Below are 14,328 nucleotides of genomic sequence, written 5' to 3'. Positions count from 1 at the left end.
TGCTGTATTTAATTGTTATCTATTTTTTATGATTCTTGTATTTTGTGTGAAAAGTTCAACACAATAAATTCTGCAGGGCGAACTGCCGCCATACCAATTTCAATATTCATTCTGCCTTCCAGTACATCTTGCGCCGTTGTTGTTTCTTTACCAACGATAACGTAATAGGCTTGTTCCGGAGTTGTTCCCGCTAAGGCACCACTCATCCATAACTGGTTCAGGTAGTTTTCGATCATGGCTTTCGCTTTTACCCAGGTATTCGCATCATTGGTTTCAAAAACGAATCGCTGCATTGCATTTTGAACTGATTTTTCGATCATATCAAAAAGACGACGAACCGAGATATATTTCCATTCGGTGTTTTCCGAGTCGAAAGTTCTTGCCCCCCAAACCAGATTTCCTTTACCGGTGAACGTACGGATTGCATTAACCGATTTTCCGCTTGGATTTACGTTTAAGCTTTCCTGCTCTTTGTCTGAAATTTTTTCGGTTGGAGCGATTACATAGTTAAGTCCCAAATTCGCCGGTGATTTCCAAACCCCTTGTGTACCATCAACTTTAGCATATACTCCAGCCATAGTTGAAGACGGAGGTAATACCACGTTTAGTTCAGCGATTACTTTTTTAATCTGATTGTATAAAGCGGAATTTGTCGTTTTTAACGCATCCAGTTTTAATCCGTTTGCATCGCCTTTTTTATCTTCAGCTCCTTCTACCGCAGTTTTCAAGGCAGCTAGAATTCCAATAATAGCTTCATCATCAGCTGTTCCGCTTTTCAAGTACTGTAAATACGTTTGAGCATCCACCAACGAAACTTTACTATCGGCCGTAACATTTACATTTTCTACGATAGCAATAGCACTCTTTATAATATCGATAAGCTCTTTTGTATCAGCAGGTTCCTCAGGAGTTGCATCTTCCAGTTCCGCCGAAGCCAGGCTGCTTAATGCACCCAAATCGGCCGCAGCATCAGCGAAGAAATTCCCCGGAGCATTGGCTAACTGCAATCCGGCATGATCGATTACAGCTTTTTCATCGAAACTGTAGTTCAATACGGTCTTCAAATGTGGAAAATAGGCTGCAGCATGCATTGTCGTCGCGATTTTGTGACGAAGATATCCAACCGTATCAAGAGGCGAATCAGCACCAGCAACCGGTTCTTTCGTTTTTGATTCACCACGGAATGTATCCATGATCAGGAATCTGTTTTTTAAGTCATCAGCCTGAACTAATGCATCCTGATAAATTGCATAAAATTCTTCCTGCTGTGTTAATGATGTTGCATCAGGAAAAACAACAATTGTTGATTCTTCCTGCAAAGCAGAAGCATCCAGACCTAACTTCAGATCACTTTTGTTTACACCGCCGTCATAACCGCCTACAGAAACGATATAACACGGACCACCACCATTTGCAAAATACATTTGCAGGGAATAGTACATTAGGAACTTTACATTCGGTTTTACAAGGGTCAAGCCTTGGTCTTCAGTATCTTTTAATTGGATACTTTCTTTTTTCGCTTTTCCAAAGTACGTTTCATAGTCCATCAAAGAACTAATCTTTGTAGGCACCATTTTCAAGGTCTTTTTGTTTTTGTCAAGCGCTGTTTCAGTATAGCCGATAAATGACGGTACTGCCGTTTCTACCTGAGCTACAGATGGTGGAAATTTTGGGATTTCCTCTATAAAAACGCCCGGAGTTTTAAATTCTGACATGTTTTAAAAATTTAGGTTAATAATAATTTTCTTAGATTTTTTTTTCTTTTCTTAGGATATCGATATCTTCGATTACTTCCGGATAGGTTTCTCCGGTTTTTTGGATTTTCACAATGCTTATTTTGTATAAAGCAGACGGAATTACTTTACCACCAAGCAATCCCCATACATAACTTAGCTGATCAAAAGGAAGCGGGTGTAATTGTAATTTAACACTGAATCCCTTTGTTTCATTAACAAATGTTTTCTGAGTATGGAAGGTTTCAATAACTTTAGAAATATTTCGAAGTGCGATTTCATAATTGTCACGGTTTGCCGCAACCATTACATACAGGTTCAGATAAGCTGTCGGATTCTTTTTCTTATACCCCTTAGGTATAGAAGATCCCTCAGGATAAATGGGTTCATACCTTGATGTATTTTTTAATACCGATTCTTCTTCTGCGCTCAACAATGTAATGACCACCTTATTGCCAATCGCTGTCGCATCATTATCTTCTTTTGCTATACTATCAATTACGATGTCTACCGGTTCCTGAACCGGATACTCCGGATCCGGAAGATTTAGTTCATGATCCAGCGTGTCACTTAATGCTTTTAATACTTTATAAATCATAATTTTCTATTGTTGATTATCACGATGCAAACATACAATCACCCCTTTCGAAAAAACGAATATTTTGCCCCCTCAAAACTGTCTTTGCAGTAAGTCGTTTTTCCGGGCAATTGTGGAATCCAATAAAAAACAATTCATAACACACTGATATAACGCTATTTAAAAACGATCATATTACCTGAAATTTCATACTCTTTTAAGGTGCTGATCCCGCAACAAGCCAGCCATTAAAAAGGCAATTCGCACCAATAAAAATCAAAAAACTCTTTTCGCAATATTCAAACAGAAAAAAACAAGGGCAATATTAACAATACAAACAAAACAAAGAGTCTGCAAATTCCATTAATGAACCATTTTATACAAACTTCATCGCACTTAAGTCAAAAAACAAGCTCGTTTACCTCCTCTTTTCAAAAAAAAGAACACCCGAACCGACGGTTATCGTTTCTCCCTGTATTCATGCCTATTGCAAAAGATTCAGCCTTAGTACAACCCCCTGTTTCAAATTCCAATCTACTGCAAAGACAGAATCCAGACGACTAATAACTAGCCTGATGCAATCACTTCTAATAATTTTGGCAGTATAATTTTAATACTAAACCCGATGAATTTTAAAAATCTTTTCCACAAACGCAATGAGATTGCGGATGGTCATTTTAATGAGTTTCGTTCCAAAATCGGATTCGCAAATGAAAGCGACGAGCATATTTTTTCGAAAAGGGAAACCATCTGTAATGCCTGCCCTTTAAAAAACGGCAACAGCTGTGACACGCAACGATGGATCCATCCCTTGACTTTTGAAGTTTCAAATATGCCTCAGGAAGGTTTTATAAGAGGCTGTGGCTGCAGGCTAAGTGCCAAGCAAAAGTCAAAATACAGCCGTTGTCCGGCCGACTTTTGGGGAGGAGAATTTGAATAATTACAAGTAGCTGATTTATAAAATAAATTTACTGTGGAACAAACCCATATTATACATAAAGTTGTCATTGAAGTTTCGGTTAACAACAGGAAAAAGGCGTATGAGATAAAAGACGATATCAGTAGCTTTTTGACTATGACTGTTTTTCCAAAACTCGAAAAGCATCTTAACACTGTACAAGCCCGAATACCGGCTCATACCTTACAGATTTCACGATTGGTTGTCGAGATCAATCCTCGTGAATCATCATTAAATACCACATTAAAAAACGACATTATAACATCGTTCAAGAAAGAACTTGGTGAAATAATAAAAAAAGGATCGGGTCAGCATCTAAATCAGCGACAAAATCAAAGCTCAAATGAGCGTTACATCCAACAATACAGCAAAACTCAGCGTAACGACCAAAACCAGAATCAGCCTGAAGGACAACATCAAGGTTATGAGCAAAGTCAGAGCGATGCACAAGGTCGGAACGACCGGCAAAACCAAAGTCCTGGACAAAACCAAAACCAAAATCACGGGCAAAACCAAAACCAAAATCAAAGTCACGGGCAAATTCAGAACCAGAACCAAGCTCAGAACCAAAATCAAAACCAGAATCAGGATCAGGATCAGCGCCCAAACCAAGGTCATAGCCAAAGTTCTCGTAACGGACAAAATCAGCGTAATGAACAAAATCAGCATCCCAGCCAAAATCCGCGCTACGGGCAAAATCATGACCAAAATCCGCATTATGGTTATGATCATGGCTACGACCAAAATCAATATCATGATCCAAATCAGTATTATGATGCTACAGAAAATCCCGAAATCCATTTTCTGGGAGAAACCGAAAAATTGCTACTCACCTTTATTCATTTTATAGAAAAAGGTACTATGCCCTGGTGGAATGCCAATAAAACATCGGCCGCTATTTTTGAATCCGTCCCATTCAAAAAAATTATTTCCGAAAAAGCTTTTGCAGCCAAAATTGTAGCCAGCCTGAAAAAACCAAAAGTACGGGAACGCATTGTCAATCAGTTTACCGATGCCCAGATAGCACAAATCTGTTTGGCCGTTATTAAAGCCAAAGGTTTGAAAATAGCACTAAAAGGTACCGAGATAAAACCACTTTCCGGATCGTCTTTTGCCGACAGAAAAGCGTTATGGTTTTTAATTTTTAATATTTTAACGGTTTCCTTTCCCGATTCTGATTCTGACGATTATCAGAAATACATAATCGAACAGGCTGTTAAAACCATTCCCTATTTGCAACTGGCTAAAAGTGAAGATACCGAAGAACAGCTCTGGGACAAAATAATGACTCTTTTTCCGGCTATTAAGCAACGTGATGTTAATACAATCCGAAATAAAAACAACCACACCGGTAAAAAGGTACCAAAAAATAAGGAAAACACGCGTGAAAAAGGTATTCTGGAAAAAGATTCGCGAAAAGTAAACCGAAACCAAATCGACACCAATACTTTCAATACCGATATACAGGACGATAACACCACCGATACGGTAAATGGTTATCAGGTGGAGAATGCCGGACTGGTACTTATTCATCCTTTTATCGGCAATCTTTTTAAAAATTGTAATCTGATCGATCCGGAAACCAAAAAGCTTACCGATCCGGAAACCGGCATTCATCTGTTACATTATATTGCTACCGGAAAAACGAACCAGCCCGAAAGCAATATGTTATTTGAGAAATTTTTATGTAATGTTCCTTTGCACCAGAGTATCAACCGGCATGTAAAACTTTCACGAAAGCACAAAGCTGAAGCGGCAAAAGTAATCGGAGCCGTGCAGCAAAACTGGAGTTCGATGACAACAGCATCAGTAGCATTGCTGCAACATGAATTTTTTCAGCGTCCGGGAAAATTAGTCATCGCCAATCTGACATTGACCGTTGAACGGAAGACGCAGGACATTTTAATGGACAAACTATCCTGGGGAATTGGTATGATCAGATTGCCCTGGCAAAACGAGTTTATTTTCGTCAATTGGTAATCTTATTGTTTGATTTCCTTTTCAAAAATGCATGCTGCTTCCGTACAGATTATCCCCATGAATACCCGCATTTGATTAAAATCTTTATCAACCGGTTTGAGTTCAGCTTGCTGTGAACAAAAAAGTATCAAACAATGTTTGGCACTTTTTTGTTTTAACACAAATCCAATCGATTCCTGATGACTACTAACGCTCTTTGACATAACTACAGTTTCTGAGAAAACCGATAAAACACCTTATACAATTTCCAGGGATTAAAAAACGAAATCACATCCTTGTCATCGATTTCCAGAAACTGATAATCCGAACGGGCTTCCAGTGCCTTCGGGTAAATATACCAGGAAGCACCGCCATCAAAAGAAATATAGGTAAAGCCATTATCGTTGTCCAACAGGTAAATCTGTTTTTCTTTTTCAATCGCCACCACACCGTGGCTCCAGGGATTTTTAGTGACCTCATTTTTCACTCTTAGTGTTCCCGAACCGTTTTTAAACAACAACTCATGTTTGTTGATTAAGTGGAAATTTTGATAGTCAACAGTATCCGCTTCCTTTTGCACTTTGATTACAGGGCGCGGCGCATATACCTTTTGTTCTGTTTTAAACTCCCATCCGTCATTCACCCTGTTAATAACGGCCTGGGAAAACGGTTTTCCATAGCCGGGGTTATTTTCATAATTCCAGGTACCGAGCAGCATCACATCTTTTACAGCAAACTGATAATGGTTGTGTCTTTCTATATAGTTGTCAAATTCATAATAATCATCAGGTGTTTTTAGCGAATCGACCACCTGCATATTTTTCAGCAGATAGTAGGTTATCTGTTTTATATTGTAATTTCTCGTTTTGTGCTTTACCTCTTTTCTATTGTAACTCAAAGCGTAGTCTTTGTCTAAAAACTCGATATGCTCAAAATCGTATTTGTTAAACAGCTTTGTTACAGACCGGTTTTCCTGCCACGTCCTGCCTTCGTCATCAGATTGGTAAATACATTCTGTGGGCGGTATGTAATGTTGGGTCTGGTCTGTCTTTTCCGTAAACCACACACGCTGATAAATAGCCGTATTAAAAGTATCCTTATATAGGTAACCGCTGCTTAAAAAATGTGACTTGTTTTCTGGAAACCAATGCCTGATGGTGTTTTCCCTTTTATTGTAAACCGAAAACAGGTATTTCCAGTTACTCTCATTCAGGGAATCCTTACTATAGCGCACCCTTCCAAAGTAAACATCCTTATCCTTTGTAGGATACAACGCATCATCCCAATACGGTTCTTTATAAGGTAAAGCCGGGTTTTCAAACTTTGCAGGTTCAACCCGTTTGTCCACGGTAAAATACCCCTGTGTAAAATTACGGACAATCCTGTCTTCTATTTTTTCACTTAATGCGGACCTGTTTTTAAATTTTGCACGTGGTAACGCTATGGAATCATACAGTGTTTTCGGGATAATAAAATGTCTTTGGTTGAGGTTTACCACTTTGACATTGCCGTCTGCCAGCGGCAAATTGTCCAGTAATGCTTTTGCCCAGACAGGAAAATAATAACGTCCGGCTATAAATTGCAGCGTGTAGTCAGAATCCGGTTTGGCTTTTACCACCTCTTTCCTATTATTAAATATCATGTTCTCAAAAATTCTGCTTCCCGAACCGGTAGTCTGGTTAAGATACATCGTGTCCTTTTTATGGATTATTTTAATTTCTAACGGATAATTGGCTTCATGAATATCCTGAGGCAGGCGAAGAGAAAAATCATTGATCCGTATATAATGATCAAAACGCATGGTTTTATTTGGAACAACAGCTTTTAGGGAATCGTTCGGAATATTGGGCGCCTTATACCGTATACTGTCAACAATTATACTGTACTCTTTATTCTTTTTGAAGGAGATTTCGTTTCCCTTCTTATCTAAAATGGTATAATAATAGCGCATGGTGAAATCCCGCCATCCCGGTTGTGCGGTAACAACATTGGAAAGCATGATAAGCAATAAAGGTAAAAGGTATCGGAACGGCATAAGTTAGTTTCTTTATTTTTTCAGATAACTAAGATAGCCGGAACCCATTTGTGATTATTCCGGACTTGGTAAACGATTGTTTTCACTTGGTAAAAGCATCCCTTCATTATGCTTTTATACGTTATCCGGAAGAAGTCCGCTTTATGCCATTAATCTTTAAAAAACAACCCTCATTATAAAAAATCCTAAAAAGCTTTTTTTCGCAACTTAAACAGCTAAAAATCAAAATATACCTTTTTTGTAACAAAAACAATAGAAAAATTACTTTTTTGTGAATTTTAACAATGAGCTAAATTATCAAAGCATTTTTGAATTATATTTAAAAAATTATTAATACCAACTTCACAATAAATTAAAATTATGAAAAAAATTACGTTTTTAATTTTTATGTCATTATTGAGTTTTGTGGGCTTTTCCCAGACTTTCCCTGAAGGTTTTGAGGGAGCTTCTGCCTTGCCAACAGGCTGGCTGATCCTCGATAATGGCGTAGGAATGGGACCATCAAACACCAATTTATGGCTTCGAAGCGGCCCTAACTCGGCTACTTCACCGCCTCACAACGGGCAATATGCCTATTCTGTTGAGCGGGTAAACATCGGAATCGGTAATACCGAAGAAGACTGGTTGATTACTCCCTCAGTTACTGTTCCTGCAAACGGACAGTTACGTTTTTATGCACAGCACGGCCGTGCCGGAGATCAGGGATCTAAATTACAGGTCCGTATTTCAACCGGCAGCGTTCAGAATAACATGAGCAGCTATACCATAACGGCTGCCGATTTAACCGAATCACAAATATCTTCAACGGCAGGAACTTATGTAGAACAGGTAATCAACCTTTCTTCATTGAACCTTGCCAACCAGGATGTCTATATCGCTTTTGTAAGGGTTTATACCCAGCCTACAGCAGCTGTGGGCGGTGACCGTTTTGTAATTGACGATATTAACTTAGTACAGCAATGTCTGGATCCTACAAATGGTATTGCAAATGCCATTACAACCACAACGGCTTCTTTATCTTGGACTAATCCAAGTGGTTCTACCAATTGGGAAATTGAAGTAGTGCCTTCTGCTTCTCCTTTAACAGGAGTGGGAACGGCAATAACAACAAATCCTTATACAGCACAAAATTTAACGCCGGGTACGGTTTACCAGTACCGCGTTCGTTCCAAATGTACCGGAGATGTATACAGTAACTGGGCAGGACCTTTTTACTTTACGACCGTATCTTTAGGACAAACCTGCGGTGCCCCGATCGTTATTGGCGGACTGCCGTATTCTACAACGGATAACACGGCGAACTACGGGAACAACATCACCAGCAGCCAGGGAACAACCGGCTGTGGTACCACAACAAACTACCTGACCGGTAACGATGTCGTATATGCCTATACGGCCACAACTACCGGAATGATTGATATTTCCATGACGCCTACGGATACTTATTCCGGTATTTTTGTTTATGACAATTGTGCCAACATAGGAACCAGCTGTTTGGCGGGTGTAGGGAACTCGAATTCCAATATCCGGAATATTACAAACTTTGCGGTAACTGCCGGAACGACCTATTATTTTGTGATCTCAACCAATGCTACACCGGTGAGTGTAGGATACACCCTGGTGATTCAGCAAATCAACTGTCCGCCGCCAACAGCTTTAGCGGTAGGAGCCTTAAACATGACTTCTGTCGATCTAAGCTGGGGGAATCCTTCCGGAGCAACAGAATGGCAGGTAGCAGTGCTGCTTCCGGGAGCCGGAGTACCAGCCGGAGCCGGAACAACGGTTACAGCCATTCCTTATACAACCACTACTACATTAGCCGGGGCAGCTTTAACACCGGGAACAGCTTATGAATATTATGTAAGAGCAAAATGTCCGGACGGATCGTTCAGCCAATGGTCCGGGCCAAAACCATTCCAGACACCGCTTTGTAACAATGCCTGTAACTTTAATTTCGTTATGACGGATACTTATGGTGACGGCTGGAACGGTAATACGATCAGCATCAAACAAAACGGAGTGGTTGTAGGAACATTAACAGGACCAACAGCTGCCGACGGAACAAACCCGGCAACAGCTCAGGTTGCTTTATGTGCAGGCGTTCCGTTTGAAGTATACTGGAATGCCGGAGGAAGTTATCCAACAGAAGTTGGTCTTACGGTTATAACACCTTTTGGAATTACCCTTTATACCAAACCACCGGGAACCGGTTCTCAGGACAGTTTGTTATACACCGGACCAACGGATTGTACTCCGCCAACATGTCCGCAGCCAACAGCGGTAAATATAAGTGCCATCACAACAACATCTGCTCAGGTTTCCTGGACAGAGGCAGGAACAGCTACCACATGGGAAGTGATTGCCGTACCGGCAGGTTCACCGGCACCGGGAGCGAATCCGGGTGGCATAATCACGGTAACCACTACCCCATCAACATTACTATCACCACTACCTACAGACACTGCTTTTGATGTTTATGTAAGAGCCGTTTGTAGCACCACCGATTCCAGTTACTGGACAGGACCAACCAACTTTAAAACCCTGCCGGACTATTGCGGCGGCGATCATTTTTATGATACCGGAGGCCTGAATGGTGATTATGAGAACAATGCTAACGTTACAACCACCATTTGCCCTGCTGTTGCCGGTCAGATCGTAACGGTAGAATTCAACGATTTCAACATTGAAACAAACTATGACTATTTAGCAGTATATCAAGGTACCGGAACAGGCGGAACTTTATTGGGTACTTACACCGGAAACTTATCCGGATCGGACTTACCGGGGCCTTTTGAATCTACACCGGGAGGCTGTTTAACCTTTGTATTTACTTCCGATGGAAGCGGTGTTCGTCCGGGATGGGATGCGACCGTTACCTGCGCACCAGTACCTACCTGTCCGAGACCGTCTAATATAACGTTTACAAACATTACGCAAACTTCAGCCATAATTGACTGGACAGAAAACGGATCGGCAACACAATGGGAAATCGTTATACTTCCTACCAACTCACCGGCACCGGGAACCAACCCGCCAAACGTGATTGCGACCAGTGTGAAACCGTATGCGATACCAACAAATACGTTAACGCCTTCAACAACATACGATGTTTATATAAGATCACTTTGCAGCACAACAGATATCAGCAACTGGTCATTCCGAAAATCATTCACCACAAAACCAGTTAACGATGAATGTAGCGCCGCAACCGTAGTTTCTGTAAACGGAACTTCAGCCTGTACGCTCACCACTCCGGGAACACTGATTGGAGCGACCGGCTCGACAAATCCAAGCACTTGCGGCGGAACAGCCGATGATGATGTCTGGTATCAGTTTACCGCTACCAGTACCACACATTCTATAAAATTATTGAATGTAACAGGAAGCACCACCGATTTAATGCATACGCTTTACTCCGGTACACAATGCAGCAACTTAACAGAAATATATTGCAGTGATCCGAATACAAGTATTGCCAGCGATTTAATCATCGGTCAGGTCTATACAATACGTGTATATTCATACACTTCAACTCCGGGACAAACCAGTTCTTTCGATGTTTGTGTGGCCACTCCGGCACCGCCTATCGCTACGAACAACACACAGCATACAGTACCACAATTGGTACAGGATGTTTTAATCGGATCAACCTGTGCTCAGGTAACCAACATCACATGGTCTACAGGAACAAATTTTGGCAGCAGCAATGGTATTGCATACTTTACCAAAAACGGTTCTGAATTCCCATTCGATAGCGGAATCGTTTTATCTACAGGTGATGCTTTAAAAGCAAAAGGTCCAAACACTTCCAGCCTGGGTGACGGAACATACGCCTGGTTGGGTGATACACAGTTATTCAATTATATCCAGGCACTTGGTTTTGACACAGATTTAACGTCATACAACAATGCAACTGTTCTGGAATTTGATTTCGTTCCGATAACCAACCAGTTAAGCTTTGATTTCTTATTTGCTTCTGAAGAATACGGAACATACCAATGTGATTATTCCGATGCTTTTGCCTTCTTCTTAACGGATAATGCCGGAAATACAACTAACCTGGCGCTTGTTCCGGGAACAAACGACCCTATTTCGGTTACCCGAATCAGAGATGCAGCATACAACCCTATCGGAGGAACATGTCCGTCTGTAAACCCTCAGTATTTCGGATCGTTTAACGGCGGAGCCAACCAGGAAGATGCGGCTATTAATTTTAACGGCCAGACGGTTGTAATGACAGCACAATCTCCGGTTACACCAAATACGCAATACCATATCAAATTAGTAATTGCGGATAGAAATGATACTTCTTTTGATTCTGCAGTATTCTTAAAAGCTGGAAGTTTCAATATCGGTAATTTAGATTTAGGAGACGACTTACTTATCTCTGACGGTACCGCTATCTGTTATGGTGATTCTTACACTATTGCTACAGGTCTTAACGCTAATGACTTTACATTCACCTGGTCTACAGGCGGAAATGTCATTCCAGGTGCAACCGGACCTTCATTAGTAGTAACTCAGGATGGTGATTATACTGTTGCTGCACAATACAACGGTACAACATGTTCTCAGACAGATACGCTATCTGTTGAGTTTTATGCGCCTATTGCTGTTGGTACGCCAAATGATTTAACAGTATGTGATGCTTCCGGTTATGCTACATTTGATTTAACATCAAACAACGGTATTATTTTAGGAAGTTTGGTTCCGGCTGATCATACGATCACATTCTATACTTCATCCGCGGATGCAGAGAATGAAACGAACCCGATAACAGCTCCTACTACATTTACCAATACAATACAGTACCACCAAACCATATATGTTAGAGTAGAAAACAATGCCAGCGGTTGTCACGTGGTTACGGAATTCGATTTAATCATTCAGGATTTAACACCGCAGTTCACGCTAACTTCGAATCAGACAATTTGTAGCAACCAAACGGCTCAGCTTGTAGTTACTCCTACAAATTACAACCCTGCAGATGTTGTTTATTCATGGACTCATGATGGCGATCCTTTAACCGACACAACTGGTACAATAACTGTTTCACAGCAAGGAACCTATGTGGTTACGATTAACCATTCCGGCTGTACAGCAACAGGAACGGTTACCGTTACCGTTAACCCGGGTGTTCAGCCAACGTTTGCCCAGATCGCACCGTTCTGTACCAACGCTACAGTACCGGTATTACCGACAACTTCTCTGGAAGGTGTAACCGGAACCTGGTCACCGGCTGTGGTGAGCAGCACCGCAACGGGAACCTATACCTTTACCCCGACAACAGGACAATGCGGAAGCCCGGCTACGATGACCATCACCGTTATCCCGGCTACTCAGCCTACCTTTACACCGGTAGCAGCAATATGCCCTGGCGATACCGCACCGGTATTACCGACAACTTCTCTGGAAGGCGTAACAGGAACCTGGTCACCGGCTGTGGTGAGCAACACTGCAACAGGCACCTATACCTTTACCCCAACAACAGGACAATGTGCTCAAAACGCAACATTAACCGTAACGGTTCAGGGAGCCTTTACCTATGAGATCTTCGGAGACTGTATCGGTAATGAATTTGTACTGAACGTACAAAACGCTGATGGCGCGCTGGATCTGAGCAATGCCCACTTCCAGTGGTACAATAGCACCGGAGCTCCGGTAGGTAACGATAACGTTAGCTTTAATGTAACCAACTATTATACTTCCTCAGGTACGACTCCTGTGCTTCCGGCACAGTTCAGCGTAAAAGTAACCACGGCAGCCGGCTGCTCGTTAGAGAAATCCTATACGGTAGAACAGATCTACTGTCAGATCCAGAGAGGTATCTCTCCAAACGGCGACGGACTGAACGATACTTTTGACCTGACCGGATTTAATGTTGAAAAACTAGGCATCTTCAACCGTTATGGAACAGAAGTCTTCAAACACGGAGCGGGTTACACCAATCAGTGGTTCGGACAATCCAATGGCGGAAATGAACTACCAGACGGTACTTACTTCTATGTTATAGAATTAAAAGGCAGCGAGACTAAAACAGGTTGGATTTATATCAACAGAGAGAAATAAGTAGTAACTATTTTAATAAAGCAGCTGTTCACCTTATTGTGAACAGCGCTTTATTCCACAAAAATTACACCAATGAAGAAAATATATTTGACCGCCTTTTTAGCCTTTATCGGTTTATATGAGGCCTCAGCACAACAAGATCCGCATTATACACAATACATGTATAATATGAACGTCATCAACCCTGCTTATGCAGGTTCTAAAGAAAGCCTTTCCGGAGGATTGCTATACCGTAAACAATGGGTAGATCTGGACGGAGCTCCTTCAACGGCAACCTTCGCGGCCAGCAGCCCGGTGGGTAAGAATGTCGGATTGGGACTTTCGGTGATCTCCGATAAGATAGGACCGGTAAAAGAAAACAACGTATATGCCGATTTCTCCTATACCCTGAACCTGGGCGGAGAACACAAACTGGCTTTAGGGATCAAGGCCGGAGCAACCTTTCATAAGATCGGATTGTTCGACCAGATCGGTAACGGGTTCGTGCCCGATGCCAATGACCCGGCATTTGCTCAAAACACCAGCCGTACCTTCTTTAACGTAGGAAGCGGGATCTTCTATTATACCAATAAGTATTACATGGCCCTTTCGGTTCCCAATATGCTAAGCAATACCTACCTGGATTATGACGGAAAGAAATTCGGTTCCGACAAACAACATTACTTCTTAACTGGGGGATATGTATTTGATTTGAACGAAAACCTGAAATTCAAACCGTTCTTCTTAGTTAAGTCGGCTTTCGATGCACCGGTATCCCTGGATGTGTCTACCAACTTCCTGTTTTATGATAAATTCGAAATCGGAGCTACCTATCGTTTGGATGATTCCTTCGGAGCAATGGTTAATTATGCTATCACTCCGGGACTTCGAATCGGATATGCTTACGACCATATCGTATCCGACCTGAAAGTAACCACACCTTCTTCTCACGAAGTGATCCTTCTTTTTGATGTGAACTTCTCTAAGAAAGTGTCCCGATCTCCAAGATATTTCTAAT

At 41.5% G+C, this 14,328-nt stretch carries 7 protein-coding genes; 4 read left to right on the top strand and 3 right to left on the bottom strand.

All coding sequences use genetic code 11. The annotated features are described in order from the left end of the window. Window positions 1-26: 26 nt before the first annotated feature. Window positions 27-1,715, bottom strand: a complete 1,689-nt coding sequence (locus HW120_RS05710; protein WP_177731838.1) for a phage tail sheath family protein — start codon at window positions 1,713-1,715, stop codon at window positions 27-29. A gap of 31 nt (window positions 1,716-1,746) precedes the next feature. Beyond that, on the bottom strand, window positions 1,747-2,331 hold the full coding sequence (locus HW120_RS05705) for a DUF4255 domain-containing protein (protein WP_177731836.1): 585 nt from the start codon (window positions 2,329-2,331) through the stop codon (window positions 1,747-1,749). Window positions 2,332-2,935: 604 nt separating this feature from the next. Between HW120_RS05705 and HW120_RS05700 the strand changes: the two genes are divergently transcribed. Continuing rightward, window positions 2,936-3,250 carry a hypothetical protein gene (locus tag HW120_RS05700; protein ID WP_177731833.1) on the top strand — a complete coding sequence of 105 codons (315 nt, stop codon included), beginning with the start codon at window positions 2,936-2,938 and terminating at the stop codon, window positions 3,248-3,250. Window positions 3,251-3,283: 33 nt separating this feature from the next. Next, window positions 3,284-5,248 carry a contractile injection system tape measure protein gene (locus tag HW120_RS17840; protein WP_394353037.1) on the top strand — a complete coding sequence of 655 codons (1,965 nt, stop codon included), beginning with the start codon at window positions 3,284-3,286 and terminating at the stop codon, window positions 5,246-5,248. A gap of 205 nt (window positions 5,249-5,453) precedes the next feature. Here HW120_RS17840 and HW120_RS05685 read toward each other — a convergent pair whose 3' ends face one another. After that, a complete protein-coding gene (locus HW120_RS05685) occupies window positions 5,454-7,262 on the bottom strand; it encodes a hypothetical protein (protein WP_177731822.1) in 1,809 nt (602 codons plus the stop codon). Between the two features lie 360 nt (window positions 7,263-7,622). Here HW120_RS05685 and HW120_RS05680 point away from each other — a divergent pair, with 360 nt between their 5' ends. Further along, window positions 7,623-13,331 carry a choice-of-anchor L domain-containing protein gene (locus tag HW120_RS05680; protein ID WP_177731819.1) on the top strand — a complete coding sequence of 1,903 codons (5,709 nt, stop codon included), beginning with the start codon at window positions 7,623-7,625 and terminating at the stop codon, window positions 13,329-13,331. 72 nt (window positions 13,332-13,403) lie between these two features. Continuing rightward, complete coding sequence (locus tag HW120_RS05675; RefSeq protein ID WP_177731041.1) at window positions 13,404-14,327, top strand: PorP/SprF family type IX secretion system membrane protein; 924 nt, start codon at window positions 13,404-13,406, stop codon at window positions 14,325-14,327. The last annotated feature ends 1 nt before the right edge of the window (window position 14,328 follow it).

The organism is Flavobacterium inviolabile, from assembly GCF_013389455.1.
Classification (GTDB): domain Bacteria; phylum Bacteroidota; class Bacteroidia; order Flavobacteriales; family Flavobacteriaceae; genus Flavobacterium; species Flavobacterium inviolabile.
Note: the sequence above shows the minus strand (reverse complement) of the source record. Positions and strands in the feature narration are given on the sequence as shown.

What these genes read in the sequence shown, in the direction of transcription:
- HW120_RS05710 (WP_177731838.1), bottom strand. Translation starts at nt 1,715, where the DNA reads ATGTCAGAATTTAAAACTCCGGGCGTTTTTATAGAGGAAATCCCAAAA.
- HW120_RS05705 (WP_177731836.1), bottom strand. Translation starts at nt 2,331, where the DNA reads ATGATTTATAAAGTATTAAAAGCATTAAGTGACACGCTGGATCATGAA.
- HW120_RS05700 (WP_177731833.1), top strand. Translation starts at nt 2,936, where the DNA reads ATGAATTTTAAAAATCTTTTCCACAAACGCAATGAGATTGCGGATGGT.
- HW120_RS05685 (WP_177731822.1), bottom strand. Translation starts at nt 7,262, where the DNA reads ATGCCGTTCCGATACCTTTTACCTTTATTGCTTATCATGCTTTCCAAT.
- HW120_RS05680 (WP_177731819.1), top strand. Translation starts at nt 7,623, where the DNA reads ATGAAAAAAATTACGTTTTTAATTTTTATGTCATTATTGAGTTTTGTG.
- HW120_RS05675 (WP_177731041.1), top strand. Translation starts at nt 13,404, where the DNA reads ATGAAGAAAATATATTTGACCGCCTTTTTAGCCTTTATCGGTTTATAT.